This is a genomic window from Streptomyces sp. NRRL F-5122 (assembly GCF_001507435.1).
In the GTDB taxonomy this organism is placed as follows: Bacteria; Actinomycetota; Actinomycetes; order Streptomycetales; family Streptomycetaceae; genus Streptomyces; species Streptomyces lannensis.
Genome location: NZ_LMWH01000307.1, coordinates 1 through 23,976 on the forward strand (window position 1 = coordinate 1; position 23,976 = coordinate 23,976).

Consider the following 23,976-nt stretch of genomic DNA (forward strand, 5'->3'; position numbering starts at 1 on the left):
CAGTCCAGCCAAAGCCCTGCGCAGCCGCGCCACATCCAGCCGCCCGCAATTCAACCCGCCATACAGAGCACCATGACCACGCCGGTGCTCAGGAGCCAGTGACAACTCGACCAGCGTCTTCACCGGCCCGTCCGTGCACAGCAGAGCGTCGACAAGCTCGAACAACTCGTCGCCCCGCGCTTCCAAACAGTCATAGAGGTCCCGGCGAAACCCGGACAACACAGCAAGAGGGTCGACGCGGGCGACCTCGTCCAGCACACTCATTCACACGGCCGTTCTGTGACACTTCGAAGCTCGACACTCCGAAGAATCATGAGCGGCCGTGCCTCTTGTCAGGCGAACGGCGAACCTCAACAAGAAACGATCTTGTCGCGCTTAAACGCCAAGCTTAGAGGTGCCGAACTGGACGCTGTACCGATCGTGGTGGCAGACGGCCTGCAAGACCCGCAAGTGCGCCGACCGACGAAACAGCACGTCCGGGACCGGCCACTCAGCAATAGCGTTATGCCCAGAGCGAAGGAGCCGCCCCCACAGGAAACGTCTTACGGATTAGAACGCAAAATCTTGTGAGAGTTTGATCACTGCTAGCGATCACTGTTGCAGGAACGCTGGTTGTTGTAGCCTCAGAAAATTGAAGTTTGCTGAATCGTCAGAGGGTCGCCTCCGAGACCGGGAGTGTTGTTGTCGTGCCGGGCATTTGAAGGTGGGGCAGATACGCGTTGATGGTCAGAGCTGGGGGTGTGTGGTCTCGGCCAGCTACGGTCCCGAGGGCGGGAGCGGGACCATCTCCTACTCCGATGGAACCAGCCAGCAGTTCACGCTGACCGGCACTAACTGGTTCGGTGGCAGCGGCGATACGGCCACCAGTTCCGCATACCAGAACATGCTGAACAATCAGAAGTACGAACACGCCGACAACGTTTATCAGGTTGTTATCGCCCTTCAAACAGGCAAGACCTCGGTTAAGGCCGACCTGCCGAACGTGGCCACCGCCTGAGCACGCGGTGCCCTGGCGTCTCCTGACCTGCGGTGAGTACTTCCGGCGGCGGGTGGAAGGTGCTCTTGGTCTGGCTGGTCCAGCCGGCGATCACCGCCACGGTCGTCTCGCGCCACCTTTGTTCGGAGAACGCCTGAAGCGCAGCCACGACGAGTCGCTTGGGTTCCCCGTGTGCCACGTATGCACTGATAAAGTGGCAGTTGGGGCTGAGAAGATGTGCTCGCCTCATCGGGGATGTTCCAGTGGCGGCGCGTGTTACTCGAGCGGCCCGGACCGTCGTCAATTCTTATTCTGCGACGTAGTGTCGCAGGAATCATTTGGAGCCTTCCATGCGCGTGTTCGTCACTGGAGCCAGCGGCAGCATTGGCTCGGTTGTAGTTCCTGAACTCATTGCCGCTGGTCACGAGGTCCTCGGTCTCGTGCGTTCCGACGCGTCGGCTGAGGCCGTCGCTGCCGCTGGCGGGACACCGCTCCGCGGCGACCTCACCGACCTGGACAGCCTCCGCTCCGGCGCCACGCAGGCTGATGGTGTCATCAACCTGGCCTTCAGCAACGACTGGAGCAACCTGGAGCAGGGCATTGACGAGGAGGGGCGCGCCGTGCAGACCCTCGCGGCCACACTCGCAGGCAGTGGCAAGCCGTTCGTACATGCCGGCCTCACGCCGATGATGCCAGGCCACACCTCAACCGAGGAGGACGCCAACACCACCGACGGTCTGGTCGGTGGCCGCGGCCGCACCTCCGATGTGGTGCTGACCCTGGCCGCCCAAGGCATCCGGTCGTCCGTCGTGCGGCTTCCACGGTCCGTGCACCAGCGCGGGTCGCAATACGGCTTCTGCTCGGTACTCATTGCCGCTGCGCAGAAGACGGGCGTGTCCGCGTACATCGGCGACGGCACACAGCGATGGCCGGCGGTCAACCGGCTTGACGCCGCTCGTTTGTTCCGCATCGCACTCGAGGACGCCGCGCCGGGAACAGTCCTCCACGCGGTAGCCGACGAAGGCGACACCATGAGGTCGCTGGCTGAGGCTATCGGCGGTGTTCTCGCGGTGCCGGTCGAGTCGGTGGGGCCTGAGCGCTTCGGCGTAGTCGGTCAGGTGTTCGCCCTTGACATGCCGTCGTCGAGTGCACTGACCCGGGAACGGTTCGGCTGGCAACCCACCCACCCGAACCTGATCGACGACCTCGCTGCCGGCGGCTATCCCGCCCTGGGCTGAAATCCACGGGATCTGGCAACTCAGATCGGTGCCGCAAGCGGTTGGCAGTTGGCGACTGCGGTTTGTAGAGCACCGAATCGCACGGCTGAGCTTACCCTCCAGGACTGACTCCAGCGCCCTCTTGGTCAGCAAGTGCAACAGTCCGTCGGTAGCGGGAGGCTGCAGCCCTCCGCTCGAGCCCGCTCAACAGCATGCCCACCAGCTCGTCATCGACGGATCGTAGCCCCGAGGGCAGCTTCCGGCTCGGGTGAAGGCGCTGCTCAAGGCCCTCATCGACGGTCCGTCGATGCCACTGGACCAGGCGACACCTCCTCGTGCCGATGGCGATCCAGGGCGATGAGGACTGGGGAATTGCAGGCTGGCGGCTTCTCCAGGGGTCCTTGCTGCTGTAGCCGGTGACGCGGGAGCGTATCTTGCGGGAGCAGTCACAGGGTCGGCAGCCAGTAACAGGCTGTGCCCGATCTCGGCGAGTCCGAGATGCCGGCCCCGTCTGCGGGCGGCGGGCGGAAAACCGCTCGGTGAGATCTCCGCGGGGCGGACGAACTGCAGGTCCCAGCCGCTCTGCCATAGGGGCGAATTCGTGAAACAGGTCGCGGGCGGTGTGCTACACGATCACGTACGCGTAGATTTTCGGCCGCACGTCCGGGGTCTGCGATCTGAGGACCGGAGGGCCACCCTGGCGCCCCTTGGAACCGTGCTGATAGCAGCCGTCGGCGCTCCTATGAGCGGCCGGTCTCATCGACCACTCGTTCCACCAGCTCTGGCGGGACCGACTGATCAGGACCTCGAGCCCCAGCCCGTCCAGATGGGTTAGCAGCACATCGTCTCAACCGGCAGACAGCCCGAAAACAAGGGCATTGCCATGAGCAACAAGGGAGTGCAGTCCGACCTAAGGCCGGAGGCCTCATTGCTGGGTGAAGACGGTAACGGCGGCACTTCCCGTCGGCGGCCCGATCGAGCCACCCCGAGCATGACGCAAAATAGGAAGGTGGCGTGGAAGCCGTTGTCCTGCGATATACGACCGTCATCTCAGCCGCCGCTCAGTCCGGCCAGGTGTGCTTACGATGGATCGTATGAATGGCGAACCCTTTCAGTTCGCACCCGAGCGACCCGGGTCACCTGAAGCGCGCTGCGATGCCGAGATGGCAGAGGCTCTGCGCCAGCTTTGCATGCGCCTGTGCCCGGCGACAGCAGCGGTGTATTTCCTAACCGCCGACGGTCGTGCCCTCAAAGTCTCGATGGTGATCGACACACCTCTGAGCTTCACCGTGATTCCAAGCGTCCCCTTGGACGACCCCAACCGTGTTGGTGCCGCAGCTTACCAAAGTGGGAAGATCGTCATTCGCGACCAAGTAGCCATGCAGAAGGCCGTGGAGGGCGACCCAGCGCTGGTCCAATACATTCCTTTCTCCTGCCTAATAGTGGCTGCACCGCTACAGACAGTACATAGAAGATTCGGTGTCCTGATTCTGGACTGGGTTCCACCTAGATATCCAGATGCTAAACAATTGGAATTCATTCAAAGCGTAGCAAACGCCCTGGCTGTGAAGCTGGAGAGGGAGGTGGAGCTGGGCGTTTCTGTCAATGCGCCTATTACACCATGGTTTGTCCCTCTGTGTAGTGAAAGCCAAGAGGAATCAGAATCTGCACTCACGTCTCTGGCTCGTCCCATTGGGCTCCGCGGGCGCACTGCCTTCCTTTATCAATTTCAGCGACTGGCCGCCGAATTGAGCGCGGCAGTGCAGTCCCACGACATCGTCGCGACTATGCAGTCTCAGGTGGTGCAACCATTCGGAGGTACAGGAGTGGCCCTATGCTTGACGGAGAACGGTCGGTTGCAGGTAGCAGGCTCCGCTGGGTTTGCGAAGGCTGACCTGCGAGCACTGGATGGCATACTGCTTACGCCAGGCGCCCCCGAGGCAGACGCGATGAGCCAGATTCGTCCGACGATCTTCACGACACCTGAGCTTCATTTGGCCTATCCAAAGCTAGACCGCTATCACGAGGGCCACGCGTGGATGTTTCTGCCGTTGATCGCAGACCGGCGTGTGGTGGGATGCTCTGTCATCGTCTGCGATCGCCATCGGCCATTCGAGCGGGAGGAACTTGCAGTTCTCATCACGATGCTCGGGCAGGTCGGTCAATCACTGCAGCGGGTTCTGGGCCATGAATGGGAGCAGTCCCTGGCCCAGACTATGCAGAAAAGTCTGTTGCCCCGCAGACTTCCACATCTCAAAGAGATCGTCACCACTAGTCGCTATGTCCCGGCAATGCAAGGCGCCGGGGTGGGTGGCGATTGGTACGACATGATCAGGCTGTCGGGTAATCGGATTGGACTGATCATCGGAGACGTCGAAGGGCACAACATCGACGCTGCAGGAGTCATGGCGCAACTGCGCAGCGGTGTCCGAGCATATGCTGCCGAAGGACACGAGCCCGCATGTGTGCTGGAACGCAGCAACCGACTGCTCGTCGGCTTGGACACCGGTCTCTTCGCCACCTGTTGCTGCATGTGGCTCGATCTGGACACCGGGATGGTCGGCATCGCGAGTGCTGGACATCCTTTCCCGGTCATCAACGATCAAGATGGGCGGCTCACCACGCCGACGCTGTCCACAGGTCCGCCGCTGGGAGTCGATCCAGACGCCACCTTCGAACAGGCTGACACTTTGTTGGAACCTGGATCTTTGGTTGCGCTCTACACCGACGGCTTGCTGGATCTGCGGCATCACCCCGTTGAACGGGCGCTCAGTAAGCTCTGTGAACAGTTGACTGACCGGCGGACACTGGATCTTGAGGCATTGGCCGATGAGCTGATCAAGGGTGCCTCTGCGTCGTCCTTGCGTGATGACGACCTGGTGCTGCTCCTGATGCGCTACGAAGGAGCCCAACCGGACGCTTCCAGACGAGTCGCCCGGTACTCCATCGAGCGGAACGACCTGCAGCAGGTGCGGCGACTGCGTCATGCCTTGGAGAGCTTGGCATGCACTTGGCAACTCCAGATCGATGTTGACGACCTGCAACTCCTGGTTTCAGAGGTGGTGACCAACTCTTTGATCCACGCCCAGACTGAAGTTGACGTGCTATTGCGCAGCTATCCGGGACGCCTTCGGGTAGAAGTTCGCGACAGCAACCCGCGGCCGCCAATTTTGGCCGCCATAGTGGGCGGGGAGGAAGCGGTCAATGACGAAGCTGAATCGGGACGTGGCATGCTGATCGTCGATGCAGTGGCCTGGGCTTGGGGCACCTCTCCTGCTGGCCGTGGTAAGACCACTTGGTTTGAGTTGAAGGCGAAGAGCTAAAAGATGTCCGTTAAGTCCCGTTCGTAGCAAGCTTCGCGATGTGGCAGCTCGGCTCTGTAGTCGGGATCTCCGCGTGGGCTGCGGACCGGGCGATCCACCACATCGCTCCGCTCCTGGCGCAGCCCCTACCGCTCCGCTTTCACCGAAGGATCTCCAGGTCCTTCTACGTCCTGTCTGGCATGATCCTGCTTTACGATCGCGAACATCGGGTCACGGGAGGTCGGGGGATTTCCTCTGCGTACCGGCCGGTGGGCTCCACACCTTCCGGAACGATAGCGACGAGCCGGTGTCGTTGCTGCTGCTCTTCACGCCGGGAGCTCCCAGGGAGGAGTACTTTGAGAAGGCAGTGGAGTACGCACGGCGCAGCCGCGATGAGTTGAAAACCTCCCGGGTCAGGCACGATCGGCACAACACCGACGTACTCGATGACTAGGCCACGCGCTGCATGCGGCAGTGCAGCGATCTATGACTCGATGAGAGCCGATGGCGCGAGATCAAGGCTCAACCATCTCGACGAAACACCCCCACATGGCGTGGCGGGCAGATTCCAGCGGTCGTTGCAACGCAGGTTGAGTGCCGCGGCGGTGTCGGTTGCGGCGGTGGTCAGTGTTGCCAGTCGGTTTCGCCGCCTGGGCCTACCAGGACGGGATCGATTCCTGAGCCGGTGAGGCTCCACGACTCGTAGTCGGAGTCTGGCTCGACGCCGAGCCGAGTACCGTCATCGAAGCCGAGGGACAGGGTGCCTAGCCTGGTGATCTCGGTTTCGGTGACGGCCTTGGTGAACAGTCTGAGTAGCGGTGCCAAGGACGGTCCGGTGGTTGGCGCCAGAAGGGCCTGGTGGCCCGAGGCGTCTGTGAGGGTGAATGGTGTCTCGATGGCGAGCTCGCCATCGACGCGGATGCGGACGTCTGGGGCGTGATCGGTGAAGCTGATCCGGACCTGATGGTGGAAGGCCGTGCGCGTGACACGGGTGCCGACCAGCTCTGTGGGTACTTTCACCGCTCCCCCTGCCGCGCTTCTGCCGTGTGCCGGCGGAAAGCCGAAGACCGGCTCTATGAGGCCTTGAGCAGTGTAGACAGGCGCTCGGCCGGCGCTTCCCAGTCGAGCGTCTTGCAGGGCCTGCCGTTCAGTTCAGCGGCGACGGCGTGCAGGTGTTCGCGGCTGTGGACGGACAGGTCGGTGCCCTTCGGGAAGTACTGCCGCAGCAGACCGTTCGTGTTCTCGTTTGAGCCGCGCTGCCAGGGGCTGGCGGGGTCGCAGAAGTAGACCGGAACATCGGTGGCGACGGTGAACTCGTGGTGGCGTCCCATCTCGGTGCCCTGGTCCCAGGTCAGGGACCGCTTCAAGTGGGCCGGCAGCGTCGTGACGGCCTCCGTCAAGGCGTCGCGGACCAACTCGGTTCCACGCCCGTTCGGCAGGTACGGGAGCATCACGTGGCGGGTGCGGTGCTCCGCTCGACGAGCGTGCCGATCGCGGAGGCGCCGTCCTTGCCGATGATGAGGTCGCCCTCCCAGTGGCCGGGGACCGCGGGGACGCTCACTGATCATCACCATGGGGTCGCGGAAGCGGGGCTGGCGCTGTTGGGCCTGCCGTCGGGGCTTGCGCCGCACACGCCCGCTGCGAAGCGCTTTGGCCGGGTCCCGACGCAGTTCACCGCAGCCCTGGACGTAAAGCGCCTGGTAGATCGTCTCGTGCACCACGTGCAGCTCCGGCCGGTCGGGAAAGTGCCTGCGCAGAGCCTGGCAGATCTGCTCCGGACTCCACCTCTTGTCCAGGTGGCCTTGGGTGAACTCCCGTAGCTCTGAGTTGTGAGTGATCTTGCTGGGCTTGGGCCGGGGAAGCCGGGACTCGGCGCGGGCCTGAGCGGCATAGGGCCGGTACTGGCCGTTGCCGGGATGCCCGGTTGCGACGGATCTCCCGGCTGATGGTCGACGGACTCCGCCCCAGCTCAGCTGCAACCCTCCGCACCGATACCTTCTCCCGCACCCGGTCGGCGATGTAGAGCCGTTCCTCCTGCGTCAGGTGCCGAGACGACGAAACGACCCGCTCAGCCCGCATTCTTTGTGCGGGCTGAGCGGGTCTGTTTTTCGTTGGATTGGTGCCGTTGCGCCACCGCTTGCCGGTACGCCGATTGATGCCGACGATCCGGCACGCCTCCCGGCTGCTCACTCCCTGCTCCATGAGCCGGAAGTATTCCTCCCGCTCACGGGCCAGCTTCTTCTTCCCCTGCGGTGTTCGGATCTTTCGGATCTCGAAGCCCATCGCGTCCCCGAAGGTCGGGTGTTGCGATGATCGCTAGAACCCAAGGCGCGTGGGGGAGGCGCGATGTTGCTGCGCGGACATCGAGAGCGTAGCTGGCCGGTGTTGCCCTGGCCCAGACTGCTACTGAAGGGGTTCACGCTCTTGAATCCGAGCAGGGCCGTCGCCAGGGCCGCAGCTCTAGCTCGACGGCACGGACCCGGCTGTCGATATCCAATGGCGCCTGCACACTCATTAACCCTGCAACAATGTCGTCTTATGAACTCCTGGCCTTGTCATCGCCCGCGTCGGGCACTAGCCCCCGCTTGGAGGTGACCGTGCGGTCCAAGGAGCAGGCAGCCTTGCGTCGCGTGGCGACAGTTGTGGCGCAAGGCGCTTCGCTGGCCGAGATCTTCGAGACAACGGCTAAGGAAGTAGCACAGCTGTTCGTGGTTACCTTTGCCGGACTGCTTCGGTTTGAGCCTGATGAGACCGTCACCCTCGTCGGAGGCTGGGGCCGGTTCAGCGAGGTGGTCCGGGTCGGTACACGGCTTCCCTTGGGTGGGGTGAACGTCGCCTCTGAGATCGCACAGACTGCGCAATTCGCACGTTATGGCCGGAAGGTACGCGCGACTGGCCCTCTTGGCGAGCGCGCGCGACGCCTCAACGTCCGAGAGGTGGTTGGCAGCCCGATCGTGGTCGCCGGACAACTCTGGGGCGCGATAACCGTTGGGACAGGTGATATCAGCCTGTTCCCGCTGGATGTCGAACAACGACTCGCACAGTTCACCGAGCTGGTAGCGACCGCAATCGCTACTGCCCAAGCACGAGCCGACCTCGCCCGCCTCGCAGACGAGCAGGCCGCGCTACGGCGTGTGGCGACACTGGTGGCAGAGAATGGGCCGCCCGCGGAATTGTTCGCCAAGGTCGCCGAAGAGGTGGCGAGCTTGCTCGGACGTCACGTCGACTCCGCAATCCTCCGCTACGAGCCAGACGATACAGCGACTGTTCTGGCGACGTGGGGTGATACGCCCCCGGACGGGATCCGAGTAAACGCAAGGCTGCCGGTCGATGGTAACGGCGTGACGGCAAGGGTGTTTCGCGAGCGATGCCCGGTTCGCATTGATGACTACTCCACCGCGAGCGGTGTTCTCGCCGAGTATGCCAAACGGCACGGATTCCGTTCCGCGATCGGCTGTCCGGTCCTTGTTCAGGGCCGCTTGTGGGGGACGATGTTCCTCGCCCACCACGAGTGCGAACCATTCCCCGCCGACACTGAGCAACGCGTCACACAGTTCACAGAGCTCGTGGCTACGGCGATCGCCAACACACAGACGCAAACCGAGCTGCAGCGGCTGCTCGACGAGCAGGCTAGCCTGCGCAGGCTAGCCACGTTGGTTGCGCAGGGAGCCGGTCCGACCGAAGTGTTCGACGCCGTTGTCGTGGAGCTTCGCGACCTTTTCAAGCCGGCTGAGGTCGGTCTGATCCGCGCCGATGGCGAAAACGAGGTCACGATCCTGGCACACCGAGGACAGCCCGCAGGGCTCATCCGACCGGGAATGCGTGTGACTCTGGATGGCGATAGCGCCACCGCCCGGGTGCTGCGGACCAGACGCTCGGCACGGGTCGACCTCCGCACGACAGGCGAGGGTACGATTGCCGACCTTGCACGCCGCTCGAACCACGGGATAGCGGTCGCCGCACCGGTTGTGGTCGACGGTCGGCTCTGGGGTGCACTGACGGGTAGTTGGCGGATGGACGTCGAACCACCGCATGCCTATGTGGAGCAGCGTCTCGCCGAGTTCGCCGAGCTCGTCGTGACGACGATCGCGAACGCCGAGAATCACAATGAACTCATGGCGTCGCGTGCCCGGGTGCTCTCAGCGGGGGATGACGCGCGTCGACGGGTCGTGCGCGACTTGCATGACGGTGCCCAGCAGCGTCTGGTCCACACGATCATCACGCTGAAGCTCGCACAGCGGGCACTTGGCAAGGACACAGCGCGTGCCAGGTCGCTGCTCGCCGAGGCACTCGATCACGCAGAGCAGGGCAACGCCGATCTTCGGGAACTCGCCCATGGCATCCTCCCATCGATCCTTGCGCGCGGAGGTCTGCGGGCCGGCGTCGACAGCATAGTTTCGCGACTCGACTTTCCCGTCGATGTGGACGTCACCAGCACACGGTTGCCCCCGGAGATCGAGGCGAGCGGCTACTTCATTGTGGCGGAGGCATTGACCAACGTGGTCAAGCATGCTCGGGCGACGAGAGCCACAGTGCGCGCCGGGGTCAACGATGCCGTGCTGCGCATCGAGATACACGACGACGGCATCGGCGGGGCCGATCCCGAGGGTCACGGGCTGACGGGCATTAGTGACCGTGTGGCCGCACTGGGCGGTTCGCTGCGCATTGACAGCCCGGGCGGCGCAGGCACCGTCCTGCTTGCGAAGCTGCCTCTGTCGGTCTAGCGCCGCGACTCGCGCAGGTAGGCAAGCGCGGCAAGCACCCGGCGGTGACCGGTCGGACTAGTGTCGAGGCCGAGTTTGGAAAAGATATTCGTCACGTGTTTCTCTACAGCCGCCGTCGTAACCACGAGCGTCTCCGCGATTCCTTGGTTGGACTTACCCTCCGCGAGCTGCGCCAAGACGTCACGCTCGCGCGGGCTCATGCTGTCCAGTGGTCCGCCACGCCGACGTCTCCCCAGCATCCTGCCGACAACCTCAGGGTCGAGCGCACTCCCTCCAGCGGCCACTCGCGCAACGGCGTCCGTGAAGGCCTCGACATCACCCACCCGTTCCTTGAGTAGGTAGCCCACCCCCTCTGCGCTCTCGCCGATCAGATCGACCGCATACTGGTCCTCGTAGTACTGCGAGAGCACGAGTACCCCTGTCTCCGGTCGGCGTTCACGCAGCTCGAGGGCCGCACGTAGGCCGTCGTCTCCATGCCCAGGTGGCATCTGTATATCCACCACCGCTACATCAGGCTGGTACACGACGGCCTTTCGCAAGAAGTCGTCGGCGTCGCCTGCCTGTGCCACCACCTCGAAGCCCGCCTCGGCCAGCAGACGGACGATTCCCGCGCGTAGCAGCACGTCGTCCTCGCCGACAAGCACTCGTACAGGATGCGCCGCCGAGGCCCCCATCAAGAGACTATGAAGCGCACCGTTAGCCAGCTCTTCCTTCGGTACGAACGGCAGAGCCCTCTCGTCCTCCGGATAGAGAGCTGCGCTCACCGCATCTTTGTCTGCTGAGGTCAGTACTACGCGCGGAGACCACGGAAGTGCGGCGAGCTCCTCGGCGAGATCGACGCCGTCCCGGTCTGGCAGTCCGACATCGACCAGCACCGCCTGGGGGCGCTTTGCCTGTGCTTCCACCGTTGCGGACGCCGCGCTCGTCGTCGTCATGATCTCCGCAACACCCATCTCTTCGAGGATCCTCGTGGCGAGTGTGAGGAAGGCGGGATCGTCATCGACTATGAGCACGGTCAGAAGCACGGGGACCATGATGCCATCGGTATCGCCGCGGGACAGTAGGGCAAACCCGAGGTCACAGCGCGGCTATCCCCACTCTTACATCCGATTCTCGGATCGAGGTCTCCGGTGCGGGCGATTCCCGAGAAGTGAGCGGTACCGCACAGTTTGACCTGACCACATTGCAAGGCGGGACCCTCACGTCATGGACACAACACTAAGACAGCGGCGATGCCTGGGCATTCCAGTCCATCGGGGCCTGTTCCCGGCGTTCCGGTGCTGAGCGGCCGTGCCGTTGAGTGCGGCCGGTTCGACTAGCCAGTCAAGCCGGCTGCAACGGCAAGACCTGGGCACTGGGAACCGGAAGCGAGGCTAGAGCCGGCAAGTCGACACTGCTGGACTAGCTTTTCGGGCTCGCAGCCCGGTGCACGGTGATCGGGGCTGCAGACATTCAAGCCGAGGCCGAACTCGCCGTCGTCGGGATACACCAACTCAGTACATCGCTGCTGGACCGCTTCGACCGCATACCTGTGCCTCAGCACGCTGCGCTTCGGTGAGATGCGCACTTCCGCAGGAAGGAATAACCGTGCAAACAGACGTTCAGTTCTCAGTACTCGGACCGGTGCGGTTGCACAGGCAAGACGCGGACACTGGCCCTGGTCAGCCACGACAGTGCGCGGTCCTTGCGTCCCTTCTGCTACGTGCGGGCGGCCCAGTGAGTCTCGGCACCCTGGTGGAGGACGTATGGGGCGAGGATGCACCGCCCTCGGCCATAGGTTCGATACGCACTTACATCTACAGGCTGAGGCAGGCGCTGGGCGAGGACAGCAACAGCACCTTGAAGCTCATCGATGGTGGTTACTCTCTACGCATTAAGCCAGAAGCTCTTGACCTCAACAGGTTCAAGCAAGCGGCGGCAAAGGCAAGGGAGGCGCGACTGAACGGCGATCTACCCTCGGCGACAACTCAGCTGTCCAAAGCACTGGAAATGTGGAGAGGGATAGCCCTGGCAGGTGTCCCGGGGCCATTCGCCGAAACTCAGCGACGCGTCCTCGACCAGCTGCGCTTGGCATGCATGGAAGATCATCTGGCTTGCCAGGTAGAACAGGGACACTATGCCGAGGCAGCCGCCGAACTCGCCCCGCTCCTAGTCGAACACCCTCTTCGCGAACGCCTTTGTGAACTGTTGATGATCGCCTTGTACGGCGCAGGACGGCAGTCGGAAGCGTTGACTCTCTACCACACGACCACTCACCGGCTTCGCCAACGTCTCGGGATCAACCCCTCACCACCCCTCCAGCAGATTCACGAACGCATCCTGTCCGGACAGCTCGTGCTCCCGCACATCGCCGGCCACGACAACAAAAAGCAACAGCCCTACCGGCAACCATCCGCCACTCCGGCACAGCTCCCACCAGCTCTGCCTCGGCTAATAGGGCGTGAGAAGGAGCACGAGCAGGTCGAGCACCTGGTCTGTAATGCTGCAGCCTCACATAATGTCGCCATCTGTGTAGTCGGCGGGATGGCGGGCGTTGGAAAGACAGCCTTCGCCACGACCACCGCCCATCGTCTGATCCACCACTTCCCAGACGGCCAGCTTTTCGCAGATCTCCAAGGCGCAGGTCCGGAAGGCACGCCCAGAGATCCTACAGACGTGCTTAACGGCTTCCTGCAGTCCCTCGGCGTCCGGGCGAATGACATTCCTACCACTCGGCAGGACCGAGGTCTCATGTTCCGCGGTCTGCTGGCCAATCGGCGGATACTGGTCGTGCTTGACAACGCTCACGACACCGAACAACTCAGAGAGCTGGTCCCCGGCACCGCCGGGTGCATGGCACTCGTCACGAGTCGGGTACAACTACACAGCTTCGTTGCCACCTACCAGGCCACACCGCTGACACTATTGCCCCTAAGCCACGAAGACTCCCGCAGCTTCCTGGCATATCGCCTTGGCACATCCAGGACCGCTGCCGAACCCGCAGCCGTCGACCGCATTATCCAACTGGCAGGGCATCTGCCGCTAGCTCTCTCCAACCTAGCAGCCCGTGCGGCATTTCGACCACAACTGCGCTTGGAAAACCTGGCCAACGAGTACGCACTGGCCGGACAGAGCGTGCTCGATGCCTTCACGAGCGACGAAGACTCAGCCCTCGACGTGCGCGCCTCGATTATGCAGTCCTACCGTACCCTGGACACGGAGGCAGCTCGGCTCTTTCGTGGCTTGAGTGCGAATCGGACACTCACCTTTTCCGCTCCACAAGTAGCAAACTTGACCAAGCAGACCGAACAGCAGGTCCGCCAGAACCTTTCGCATTTGATCCGCGTACACCTTGTCTCCGAGGTCGGCCCCGGTAGGTACAATTGGAACAGCCTTGTGGCGGCATTCGCATCGGAGCAGGCAAACATCACTCCTTAATGTAGACAGTTCCTGTCCAAGAAGTCTCCGTATTGTGCCGTATATCCAATCAACAGGCTGACGAACTCGTGCACTCCAGGCATGAGGCGCACAACTCACGATTATCGATCATGGTTGTGTGGTGGGGAATGCGTCTCGTGCAGCGGTCACCAACGAGCAGAGGATTACGGGTCTGTCGGCCAACGTGATTGCTGAACTCGTATCCGACGTCGGGCCCGCTGTCGCATGACTGCACCAGGTCAGGCTCGCCTCACGGTCACCGAGGCAGGCCGCCGGCACAGTGCTCCGTGCCCGCGCCGGTGTTCGGGTGCCAGCGACAGCTCGACCAGCGTCTTGACCGGCCCGTCCGTGCACAGCAGCGCGTCGGTCAGCTCGAATAGCGCATCGGCGCGGGCGGGCAGACAGGCATAGAAGTCGGTCCGGAACCGGGACAACACGGTCAGGGACTCGACGTGGGCGGCATCGTCCAGCAGACTCACCCTCACGGCCTTTGTTGTGATCAACGTCGACTTCAGCGAGAAGACATGATCACGCAAAGGCCGTCCTGCTGTCTGCGGAACGACGAAGCCCGCGGTCAGCTCAACGAGCCGCCCACGGGCGGACCTTAAACGCCAAGCTAAGCGCGTGACAACGCCGATGAACAGCGGCGAGCAATCGCGGACGCCTGCGGACCGCCTCAGCAGGTGAGAGACATACCGGCGCGAGGTCAAGCGCCCAGCGAAGTTTGTTCGGGACGAAGAGGTCCCGACCGCATATCCTGAGTGATCACTCGGATGTTTCAACAGGAAGTCGGAGTATGGCGATCATGAGGCGCTCACTCGCGGACACAAAGTCCTCGGCGGCCGAAGGCGCCGGTCGCGACCTTTGACTGTTCAGTACATTGATCTGAGATTGAAGGACTGCCAAATTCACCCCAACTCGAAAGAATTCAGGGGAAAGTCCACGCTCCGTCAGTTGGCCAAGTAGAGCAACAAAATCTGATGGGTCGGAGGCTTGCGTATAGTGGTTCAATCCTAGCGAGTTTGCGGCCCGTAAGACAACATCCTCAAGCTTGCCCCAGGATTCCGATATCATCGCTTGAGGTCTGACTCGAGCCATGCTTCTAGCGATGCTAGCCCAGGTCAAAACGTCTTCGCAGGTCAGCCCTATTCGAGAGGCTAGGAGGTTCTCCGATGTGTCGCCAATCGGCGATTCATTACCTGCCCTTGATTGGCCTTGCTCGACACTGGCAGCCAAATCCGCTTGAGCGGCTGTCCTGTTTATGTCGCGTTCGAACCTTGCAGTGATCCCTGCCGGTCCGCTTAATTCGCTCAGGTTTTCAAGGACTTGGCGAAGGGTGGGCGAAAAGCGAACAATGAAGACAAGTAAAACAATAGGCCAGATAAGGGTCTTCAAATAGTCCAACACCACGGTGGCGACGCTCATTCGACCTATGGTGACGCATGTGGCCCCAGGCTGTCCGCCTGATACGGACAGCACGGACACGGGCAGTTCCGAACTGCCACGGTCGACCGCCCCTCACGGCCGGACGCTACGTCTAGCGTCGTCCTCGATCGAACTGCTAGGCAGTGATCGGCGTGAGTGGACCATCTGTGGACACGGCAGGCCGAACTGAGAACCCATGAAGCCCTGACCGGCTACTTCCCCTGAGACCGCAAAGCCTCCGGAGCTGTCTGCTCGCTAGATTCCTCCGGTGATGGCGCCGAGTACCTCGATGCTGCGCTGGATCTTGCGGCCAAATGCGATGGTTAGAGCAAGAAATGCAACGATGGTGTAGACGATCCCTTCGGCGGACTCAGGCAGCACTCCGCTGAGGCCGAGACCAGTCACGGATCCGCCGGCGACGAGGAGGGCGAGCAGCCACCGCAGCAATTCCCGGTTTGGCGGCGGATCGATACCGTGCAGGTACTCCTCATCGAGCAGAGTGCCCAGTCGGGCGTGGCAGTAGCGGTCCGACAGCAACACGAGGGCCTTGGAGATGTCTTGCAGTGCGTCGTCGGGCCTGCTGTCGGTCTTCATATCGATCGTCTGTAGTGCTGCCCAACATGGCGGGCGTGCTTCTTGAGAACCCTGGCACGTGCGGAGAAACGTGGACGGAGCGACGGGATAGGGGCGCGTCAGGCAGGTTGCGTAGGACTACCCGCAGGCGTCTGGACACTTTCTTGAGCATCACAGCCTGCTTCTCTCCTCCGGCGCGTCGGGCTTCTGCGCAGGCGTGCACCGCATCTGCGCACTGCATCCCCGGGGCATAGCGGCGCGCTACGAAGAACCACGAGAATCATGAGACCTCACGAAGCATGTCTCTTTCGTGCAGGTACACCACAGCGCTCGCCAAGCCGCCGCAGGCCAAAAATCGGGGCACGGCGATGACGACGGATGCAAACGCTGTCCGAGATATCCCCCACACCTCGTGCGACGCTTAAAAGAACATTTCCGGGTGGAGTAAGGGATTGACCCGATCACTCTTCCCCAGCAGCGCAGTGACGAGCCAGAGAGCCGCCTAGATCGCGGTGGCGACCGGCACAGTCGCCAGCGGTTCAATGGCCAGCGGCGCCAGGTGGACAAGTGCACGCGGCGACGGAGCGCCACGCAGACGCGCAGGGGAATGGGCTCGCGGATCTGCAGCGTGATCAGGTCGTCGGCGAGACGCTCCTGCCACATCGCATTGCGCGAGAGGTCGACGATTCCGGCTCGGCGGTGTTCATTCGTGCGTGGCACCGCGATGGGCGCCATGCCAACTTCCGGATCGCGCTGCCCGGTTGTCATGGTGCGATGATTCCAGGCAGTCCAGTGCGCTGGCCACTGCAACGAAAAGTGCGGTTACGTATTCCTCGCTACAGGCCGGGCACCCGACACCGTCGAGGTGGAACCCCAAGTCCTGGAAGAGCGCATCACCTACGGCCATTCATGATCGCGGTTGTGGTGACTCTCCGTGGCTGCGGCACTAAGAGCTTGTCTCACGTGGTGTCAGGTTGATGCGGCATGATGCTTTGCCATGGGTGTTGGGCTGTCACAGCGGTTGGTTCCTGACGAACTCTGGTCTCTGGTTGATCCGTTGCTGCCTTCGTTCTCCGCGCGTCCGCAGGGAGGAGGGACGGCTCCGGTCGACGACCGGGCCGTGTTCACGGCCGTGGTCTACGTGCTGACCAGCGGTTGTGCATGGCGGCATCTACCGGAGAGTTTCGGCGTCTCGCCGGCCACCGCACATCGTCGAGGCGGGACTGTGGCGGCGACTGCACTTGGCCGTGCTGGACGAGCTCGGTACCCGAGGTGAGTTGGACTGGACCTCCGCCATCGTGGACGCGGCCTCTGTCCGTGCAAAAAGGGGGGATCGCTGACCGGGCGCAATCCGGTCGACCGAGGCAAGAAGGGCAGCAAACTGCACGTGCTGTCCGATGCCCAGGGCTTACCCCTCGCGCTCGGCGTCTCCGGCGCCAACGTCCACGACAGCCAGGCGCTACTGCCGCTGGTCCTGGGCATCCCCGCCATCCGTTCGCAACGCGGCCCACGAAGGCGCCGCCCTAGCAGGATCCGCGCAGACAAGGCCTACCACTCCGCCGATCGACTGGCGTGGCTGCGCAGCCGCGGCATCGTCCCGCGTATCGCCAGGCCCGGCATCGAATCCAGCGAGCACCTCGGCCGGCATCGCTGGAAGATCGAACGATCGATCTCCTGGCTCTTCGGCTACCGCAGACTCACCGTCCGGTACGAGCGAAAGGGCAGCCACTTCCTGGCCTTTCTCGGACTCGCAGCAGCCCTGACCTGCCTCGCGAAACTCACCACGTGAGACAAGCTCTAAAAGTGATCCAGAACCACAATTCAGCCGTCGCCGACAACCGCGTGGGTCGGTTGGCCATCCGGGACGCACTCTGACCTCCCGCCTGCCACGTGCGGCTGCGGACCTGGCCCCCGCTGCCCTGCCTGCCGGCCGTCAAGAATTTCGAAGACCCCGCGTACGGCCGCGCGGCGAACCCTCACACCCGCCAGCGGATACCCGCGCCGGAAGAACCGGAAACACTCGCCAGAATCCGCTCGGAGGTGCCAGGCCTGAACCTGCCCCGCTCGTGCTAGTGCGGGCGTCAGGGGTGCCCAGGCACACGGCAGTGACCACGTCTCGCAGCGCGATCGCACCGTCAGATCACGCCGCTAGCGTGACTGTCGGATGCTGTTAAGCGATTCTGCAGCGGTGACCAAGGACGCTCCCAGTAGCACTACGTCCTTGATGAGGAATTGCCCCGCGAGTGACAGCTTGGGCTCTCGGCCCCGCTCTCGCACCTGCCACGCTTCTGGGGTAGTGACTAGGAAACTGAGTGTGACGGCGAACACGCCAGCGGCGAGCAGACTACCAGTTGCCGACACCCTTGGCGCCCATCGCCCGGCCGACACCATCCCTCCGATTGCGATCTCGGTAAGCCCTATGGCCCTGGCGAGCTTCTTCTCGCCAAGCCTTTTCAGCGGTTCCCTCATCAGCGGACTTGAGACAACCAAGGGACGGATGTTTTCGACCTCGTACGACTCGAATTTCAGCCGTCCGATGCTGAGGAGGTTGAGCGCGAGTCCGTATCGGGTCGCGAGGATCCCTCCGGAGTGCAGTCGGCCGACCGTGAGGAGCCTGGCCATAGGATTCTCCTCTCGTTTCTCAAAGTGCCCCGTAAATCCGGCACCAGGTGCCAACGCACTTCACTCGTTCCAGTGCTGTACTGGCCCAGGGCGGTCCATGAAGGGGAGCCCGCGCGCACAACACGTCCTGCGTCCTCTATTTTGTCAACGACTTGTCCACCTGGCATCAAGTGGATTCCTACTGGCCGGGAAAGCAGTCCACGCTCAGCTCATCGTTACGGACAGCTCACTGCAGCTGCACCATGAGTGTGTGAGCCCTGCGATCGGGCGCCTGCGCGGGCACGGTTTCTGCGTGCACCTCGTTCGGCCGGAAGTGATCTCATCGGTCCCGGGCCGACTCAGGTTCGGCGGGCGATCTGCCGCCGGGGCAGGGGGTGCGCCTTCGGGTCACGTCCTTGGGATGCGGCGAAACCGCGTCGGCCTGGGGTCGCGTCAGAGGTTGAAGAGGTCCAGCTGGTCCTGGTGCCAGCGTTCGGCGGTGACACCGTGCGACGAGGACACCGCGACCCACCGGTGGTCGTCGCCGCCATGGGCGTGGTGGACGTTTCCGCGTCCGTGCCGCACGGAGTGGTGGCTGTGACGGAGGTCCTTGTGGTCGTCCGTGTACCCGCTGCGGTTCCGGCCCTCGTGGCGCTCCGTGTGGTAGCCGTCACGTGCGTGACCGGCGTCGACTGCGGTGACCGGGGACTGGGCCTGCTCGACGGGTGCGGCAGTCGCCGCCGAGGCTGCGCTGCCGGCGCCGAGGGCGGCTCCGGCGACCATCGTGGTGGAAGCGAGGGCGATCGATGCGCGCCTGATCATCTTGTTCATGGTCTTTCCTTGTCTTTGCGAACGTCCGGCGGCCGGGTGACCGCCGTGGTGCCGTGATCCGGGGTTCCCGGACCAGTCGGGTTCCTGTTTGAGGGGCGTCGTCAGCCCGGGTTTTCTGTGCTGGGAGTTTTTTGGGCTTGTTGGCCCAGTCCTGAGTGAACACGGTTCGTGATTGGGCTGTCAAGCCCAATCGCGGTATTCTCGGAAGCATGAAACCCACCACAGGGGTCCGGGACCCCCACAAGCTCACCGGCAAGGGGCAGGCGACGCGGGCCCGCATCCTGGAGCACGCCGCCGAGCTCATCTACGCCAAAGGCGTCCACGGCACGAACAACGAGCAGCTGCGCCGTGCCGCCGGCGTCAGCGGATCCCAGCTCAACCACTACTTCCCGACCAAGGAGAGCCTCGTCCTGGCCGTGATCGCCTGGCAGGCCGAGAGCGTCCTCACGTTCCACCGCAGCGAGCAATTCGCCTGCTTCGACAGCCTCGACGCGTTTCGGGCGTGGGCGGACTTCTACATCGGCTACGAGCACGTCTACCAGGAAGGCTGCAGCCTCGGCTCCCTGGCGAGCGAGATCGTCAAGACGGACCTCGACGTCCACGACGAGCTCGCAAATGCGTTCGACCAGTGGAGGGACATCTTCCGCGAGGGAATCGAGCGCATGCAGCAACACGGCCGCATCAGCGCCGAGGCAGATCCCGCACGGCTGGCCACTCTGCTCCTTGCCGCCTTCCAGGGCGGCACACTCCTCGCCCAGGTCGCACGGAACATCGCTCCACTGAAAGACGCGCTGCAGACCGCCATCGACTACCTGCAGACCTTCGCAACGTCCCCCGACGCCGACGTCATGGCACCGCAGGCCAGCAGCGTCATGCGCAAGGCCGGAGACCGTCTCGACCGTGAGGACGCCAACGGTGAGCATGGACGGCTCCTCGCACGGTAGGACAGACGGCAGTGGCGCGAGGGCGCGGTGCCAGCCAGAACTGGGCCTGCCCCGGTGGGGCGGATGGCGTTGCGCGGTCACTCCTGCCGCTGCTCGGGCGGCGACGGCTCCCACGGCCCGCGCGTTTTCGATTGGGCCCGCGTTGAGGTTTGTCCCTGGCACCGGGAGGATCGCCGACACTGGGTCATCGCCCGACGCAGCGTGAGCCGGCCGCAGGAGATCTCCTACTACACCGCCTACTGCCCCGGCCGGCACGATGCTGGATGACTTGACCCGCGTCACCGGGGCGCGCTAGGCCGTTGAGGAGTGCTTCCAGACTGCGAAGGGCGAGTGCGGCCTGGACGACTATCAAGTCCGCCGCTACGACGGGTGGCACCGGCACATGACCTTGGCCATGGCTGCCCACGCCTGCCTGACGGTGCTGCGGGCCCGAGAATTGGATGCCGGGAAAGCAGAAACGGATCCTCCAGCCTCGTCCCGCTCAGCCTCCCCGAGCTCAGATACCTGATCGCCCGCCTCACCCACCGCCGTCCGGCCCCCATCGATCACGTCCTGCACTGGTCACACTGGCGACGCCGACGACAACACCAAGCCCGCACCAGTCACTACAAACGACGCGGCCACACACCGCCCGAAACTGCCCACCCGTCACCACAAAGACCGTTGCAGTATTAGGGAGCAGCGGAACCCTGCGCCGGGCGGGGACGTGGCGTACGCGCGCCGTCTGGCCCGTGCCCTGAACGCCCTGTGCGACCACTACGAGGCTTTGCAGCCGCCCGTCTGACCCGACCATCACTCGTCCGGCCGCGCTATCGGCGTGGTGCTGCGCTGCCTGATGAAAGAAGCCCGGCGATGAAGATCTGCGCACACTGATGCCGGGCCATCAAAGACCTTCGCTTCCACGTAAGACGCTCCAACCGACCGACGCTATCCAAATGTCCCTGTGAATCGGCGCGCAGGTACATCGGGTGGCAGGGCGGCTGTGACGGCGCAGGAGCAGCCGCCCTGCACAACATCGGCGTGGCACGGCGACACGCGATGCGCGTGACGCGACGATGACGTGAGACGCGGGCTCTTCCTAATGGCGCGCGTCGACGGCGATCCGGTACGACTACGGCAGATCGTCACCAGCCAGTTCGTCAACGCCCTGAAGTTCGTACTGACGGGCGGTACGGGCACCCTCACCCTGCGCCAGGACAAGGGCTGAGCCGTGCTCCGTGTGTCCGACACCGGCCCCGACATCCCCGCCGACGCACTGCGGATGGCGAGCATTGCGACGACGTCCACCGGTTTTCCCCACTTGGTCTTGTCGGTGGGGTTCCGGGGCCGCTTGTTCGGGCGGTAGCTGGGCCCGTTCATGATCACCCGGTGGCTGGTGTTGATGAGCTTGTCCAGGAGGGACTCGGCGACGACGGGGTTGGGGAAGAGGGGATACCAGTCGCTGGGCGCCCGGTTGCTGGTGATGATCAGCGAGCGTCCCTGCCTCTCGGAGACGAGTTCGTAGAGGTCGTCGGCCTGGGCCGCAGACAGTTAACGCATAGCGAAGTCGTCGAGGATGAGGACGTCGGGGCGGACGAGTTCGCAGATCCGTTTCTCCCAGGTGCGGTCCGCGTGGCCGCCTGCCAGGTCGGCGAGGATGCGGCTGGTCTTGGCGAAGCGGACGTGGGCGCCCTGGCGGACGGCCAGGTGGCCGAGGGCTTGGGCGATGTGGGTCTTGCCGACGCCGACCGGGCCGAAGAGGATGACCGACTCGCCAGCATGGAGCCAGCGCAGGGCGCCGAGGTCGCGGATCTGGGTGGCGGGCAGTTTCGAGGAGGCGGTGAAGTCGAACTCCTCCAGGGTGACCTGCTGCTCGAACTTCGCCCGTTGCAGGCGGCGTTGGAATGCGACGGTCTCGCGGCGAGTGATCTCGTCCTGGCAGAGGACCTGGAGGAAGTCGAGGTGGCCGAGCTCGCCGCCGTGGGCCTGGGCGAGGCGGGCGTCGAGGGTTTCCAGCATGCCCGACAGTCGCAGGGCCTTGAGCGACTCCCGCAGGGCGGCGTCCATCACGGTCATCGTGCTTCCACCTCGGCTTCGTCGTGGACCTGGTCGTCGTGGTCGTCGTCCGTCGCGTCGGGGATCGCGACGGTGGCGAAGAGCCGTGCGGGGCCGTGGAGAAAGGCCGCGGCCCAGCATCGCCGCTGGTCTTGGGCTCGGGATCGGTCTCGGTGCCGGCGATGAGGATGCCCTTGATGGTGCGGTAGGACGGGTCGCCGACCGCGATGGCCCTCGCAGGCGGCTTCCAGACGTGTCTCGGCGTCCCGAGCAGGCTCTTGATGTAGTCGCGGTGCTGGTCGATGTCCGGCCAGGTCACCTGCCTCAGTCGCCGGTCCACAAGCCCCGGAGACCACTCCTTGATCAGCTTGGACCAGTCGGCCTCGCTCATCGGCGGACCGCCCGGACTGATCCCGGCCGCTTCCGCCGGGGCCAGGTACTTCCTGGCCGTCTTGCGGTCCACCCCCAGCGACGCGGCCGACTCGCTCTTCGAGCGGCCCGCATACCAGTGGACGTAGATCTCGGTGATGTCGACCACGACGAACGTTCTCCTCGCCATCCGGGCTGCCCATCGGCCATCCGAACCACGGAACGAGGAACATGAGCAGCTCCGCGACGACCAGGCCCCTCGATCCCGACCTCCGCGCTACCCATAGCCAAGTACGAGAATTCGGCATGGGAAATTACATGACGCTCAAACCGCCCAAGCTGGGAAAGAAAAACTTGATCGTCGATACGATTCGACTTCCCTGGTGCTCCACGCTCGTGCCTGCACGACCGGACATGCCGCGCGCACGTGTGGCCTCAGGACCCTGGGCTGTCGGTGCCCCGTTGCGGATCATAGACGGCAATACGTTTTGCCCCGGACCATGGTCGGTCCGGGGCCGCTGCGCTGGTACCGCCGGCAGGACTCTAACCTGTGACACCCGTTTTTAGGAGAGGCACTATGACCGCCCCTGTCTGTGATGATCTTCCCTCGGGTTCATCGTTCCTGCTGGTTAGCGAGGTTCGGCCTTCCGTCTCTGCCTGATCGTTCCCCGCCTTTACACGGCCTTCCGTTCCCATGAGGGCCCTCACGAGCCGGTGGGAACGAGGGTGGGGAGTCGGCTGAGTGTCGGTGGCGGCCGTCGCAGCGGCGAGCACCGCAGACCCCTTGGGGGTGACAAAGGCTCCGCCCCCATCAGGGGGTCGGAGCCCTCAGCCGTCTACGCGGGCCTGTACAGGCCGCTGGGCACAGGCTGGCGGCTCGGGCTCAGCTGCGGGACCAGTCCGTACGGGGTGCTCGCGCACCTGCCCTGAGCGTGGTGGGGCTTCACTGTCCTTCCGGCCCCATCCTGGCTCCAGGAAGGCCCCGCCAGTGGGCTGGCCGCGCCCCAGCCGGGCGGCCCCCAGTTCAGCGCCTGGCGGTGAAAGCGCCTCACACACCGGCCTTACGATGCCGAGTTGTATTAGCGATAGGGCGAGGGCGTTGGCCACCGCTGTACTGACGTGGTCGTCTCCAGCCGTCGGAGAACCCGTGTCGCGGTTGATGACGCCCCACCCGGAGACAGGCAGCGCCACCAGCGCGCGGGCATGCGGTCGGCGGCCGATCCCGAGCATGGAAAGTACTGGGACCTCGTGCCAGGGCCTGGCCACCGCAGAGCACGTTGAGATCCGGTAACGGAATGCGGAAGAGGCTCGGCCACCCGACAGAATGTGACCAGCCTTGTCCGCGCACCCCGGCGCGGGTGCCGGTCCCAGCGGCAGCACCACCAGGACCGGAGCCGTGGACCCCGGCGCCCACCCGGCACCACAGCCAGGCCATCGGCCTTGCACTGACGTTCCCGCCCCGTCACCGGTGCCCCGCACGAGCCGTCACGCTTGTGCGGGGCACCGGTGTTCTGTCTGCCAGGACCGTCTTCCCGGACCGGGTTCGTGTCACCGGTACCGGCG

General features: G+C 63.9%; 15 protein-coding genes and 7 pseudogenes. 11 read left to right on the plus strand and 11 right to left on the minus strand.

Annotated features, from left to right (window positions below; genetic code table 11):
* Positions 1–264 (minus strand): transposase (locus tag ADL25_RS44875; protein ID WP_199839327.1); only part of this gene is annotated, 264 nt, incomplete at its 3' end.
* 439 nt (positions 265–703) lie between these two features.
* Here ADL25_RS44875 and ADL25_RS44880 point away from each other — a divergent pair.
* The 4 genes and pseudogenes from ADL25_RS44880 to ADL25_RS51460 form a co-directional block, all read left to right on the plus strand.
* Positions 704–997 (plus strand): hypothetical protein, encoded by a 294-nt coding sequence (locus tag ADL25_RS44880; RefSeq protein ID WP_159045166.1) that lies wholly within the window; start codon positions 704–706, stop codon positions 995–997.
* Between the two features lie 329 nt (positions 998–1,326).
* On the plus strand, positions 1,327–2,214 hold the full coding sequence (locus ADL25_RS44885; RefSeq protein WP_059133763.1) for an SDR family oxidoreductase: 888 nt from the start codon (positions 1,327–1,329) through the stop codon (positions 2,212–2,214).
* Between the two features lie 1,073 nt (positions 2,215–3,287).
* A complete protein-coding gene (locus tag ADL25_RS47720; RefSeq protein WP_159045167.1) occupies positions 3,288–5,516 on the plus strand; it encodes a SpoIIE family protein phosphatase in 2,229 nt (742 codons plus the stop codon).
* A 137-nt stretch (positions 5,517–5,653) separates the two neighbouring features.
* Positions 5,654–5,949: pseudogene (locus ADL25_RS51460) on the plus strand (cupin domain-containing protein); the annotation flags it as partial.
* Positions 5,950–6,119: 170 nt separating this feature from the next.
* Here ADL25_RS51460 and ADL25_RS44905 read toward each other — a convergent pair.
* Positions 6,120–6,515 carry a DUF6188 family protein gene (locus ADL25_RS44905; protein ID WP_059133766.1) on the minus strand — a complete coding sequence of 132 codons (396 nt, stop codon included), beginning with the start codon at positions 6,513–6,515 and terminating at the stop codon, positions 6,120–6,122.
* Between the two features lie 53 nt (positions 6,516–6,568).
* A pseudogene (locus tag ADL25_RS44910) lies at positions 6,569–7,778 on the minus strand (IS30 family transposase).
* A 314-nt stretch (positions 7,779–8,092) separates the two neighbouring features.
* On the opposite strand from ADL25_RS44910, the gene ADL25_RS45495 reads away from it, so the two are divergent.
* Positions 8,093–10,219 (plus strand): GAF domain-containing sensor histidine kinase, encoded by a 2,127-nt coding sequence (locus ADL25_RS45495; protein WP_159045168.1) that lies wholly within the window; start codon positions 8,093–8,095, stop codon positions 10,217–10,219.
* Here the strand turns inward: ADL25_RS45495 and ADL25_RS44920 are convergent.
* A complete protein-coding gene (locus ADL25_RS44920; RefSeq protein WP_059133779.1) occupies positions 10,216–10,893 on the minus strand; it encodes a response regulator transcription factor in 678 nt (225 codons plus the stop codon). The two genes, ADL25_RS45495 and ADL25_RS44920, sit on opposite strands and share 4 nt — an antisense overlap.
* A gap of 99 nt (positions 10,894–10,992) precedes the next feature.
* Positions 10,993–11,253, minus strand: a pseudogene (locus ADL25_RS51760) (response regulator); the annotation flags it as partial.
* Between the two features lie 589 nt (positions 11,254–11,842).
* Between ADL25_RS51760 and ADL25_RS47725 the strand changes: the two are divergent.
* A complete protein-coding gene (locus ADL25_RS47725) occupies positions 11,843–13,636 on the plus strand; it encodes an AfsR/SARP family transcriptional regulator (protein WP_267889311.1) in 1,794 nt (597 codons plus the stop codon).
* Positions 13,637–13,914: 278 nt separating this feature from the next.
* Here ADL25_RS47725 and ADL25_RS44930 read toward each other — a convergent pair.
* From ADL25_RS44930 to ADL25_RS44935, 3 genes and pseudogenes are all read right to left on the minus strand, one after another.
* A pseudogene (locus ADL25_RS44930) lies at positions 13,915–14,079 on the minus strand (transposase); the annotation flags it as partial.
* 322 nt (positions 14,080–14,401) lie between these two features.
* Complete coding sequence (locus tag ADL25_RS49575) at positions 14,402–15,061, minus strand: hypothetical protein (RefSeq protein WP_159045170.1); 660 nt, start codon at positions 15,059–15,061, stop codon at positions 14,402–14,404.
* A 255-nt stretch (positions 15,062–15,316) separates the two neighbouring features.
* Positions 15,317–15,655: a hypothetical protein gene (locus ADL25_RS44935; protein ID WP_059133770.1), complete on the minus strand. Its 339-nt coding sequence runs from the start codon at positions 15,653–15,655 to the stop codon at positions 15,317–15,319.
* Positions 15,656–16,643: 988 nt separating this feature from the next.
* Between ADL25_RS44935 and ADL25_RS47730 the strand changes: the two are divergent.
* Positions 16,644–17,423: pseudogene (locus ADL25_RS47730) on the plus strand (IS5 family transposase).
* Positions 17,424–17,782: 359 nt separating this feature from the next.
* Here the strand turns inward: ADL25_RS47730 and ADL25_RS44945 are convergent.
* Positions 17,783–18,256 carry a YkgB family protein gene (locus ADL25_RS44945; protein WP_059133772.1) on the minus strand — a complete coding sequence of 158 codons (474 nt, stop codon included), beginning with the start codon at positions 18,254–18,256 and terminating at the stop codon, positions 17,783–17,785.
* 432 nt (positions 18,257–18,688) lie between these two features.
* Positions 18,689–19,066 carry a hypothetical protein gene (locus ADL25_RS44950; RefSeq protein ID WP_059133773.1) on the minus strand — a complete coding sequence of 126 codons (378 nt, stop codon included), beginning with the start codon at positions 19,064–19,066 and terminating at the stop codon, positions 18,689–18,691.
* Positions 19,067–19,275: 209 nt separating this feature from the next.
* Between ADL25_RS44950 and ADL25_RS44955 the strand changes: the two genes are divergently transcribed.
* From ADL25_RS44955 to ADL25_RS51470, 3 genes and pseudogenes are all read left to right on the plus strand, one after another.
* The gene (locus tag ADL25_RS44955) at positions 19,276–20,010 is read left to right on the plus strand and encodes a TetR/AcrR family transcriptional regulator (protein WP_063805876.1); all 735 of its coding nucleotides are present in this window, start codon (positions 19,276–19,278) and stop codon (positions 20,008–20,010) included.
* An 87-nt stretch (positions 20,011–20,097) separates the two neighbouring features.
* Positions 20,098–20,518 (plus strand): annotated as a pseudogene (locus ADL25_RS47735) (IS701 family transposase); the annotation flags it as partial.
* A gap of 552 nt (positions 20,519–21,070) precedes the next feature.
* Positions 21,071–21,217 (plus strand): hypothetical protein, encoded by a 147-nt coding sequence (locus ADL25_RS51470; RefSeq protein WP_234381325.1) that lies wholly within the window; start codon positions 21,071–21,073, stop codon positions 21,215–21,217.
* Positions 21,218–21,348: 131 nt separating this feature from the next.
* Here the strand turns inward: ADL25_RS51470 and istB are convergent.
* A pseudogene (gene istB, locus ADL25_RS44960) lies at positions 21,349–22,185 on the minus strand (IS21-like element helper ATPase IstB); the annotation flags it as partial.
* A gap of 218 nt (positions 22,186–22,403) precedes the next feature.
* On the opposite strand from istB, the gene ADL25_RS49580 reads away from it, so the two are divergent.
* The gene (locus tag ADL25_RS49580; protein WP_159045171.1) at positions 22,404–22,562 is read left to right on the plus strand and encodes a hypothetical protein; all 159 of its coding nucleotides are present in this window, start codon (positions 22,404–22,406) and stop codon (positions 22,560–22,562) included.
* The last annotated feature ends 1,414 nt before the right edge of the window (positions 22,563–23,976 follow it).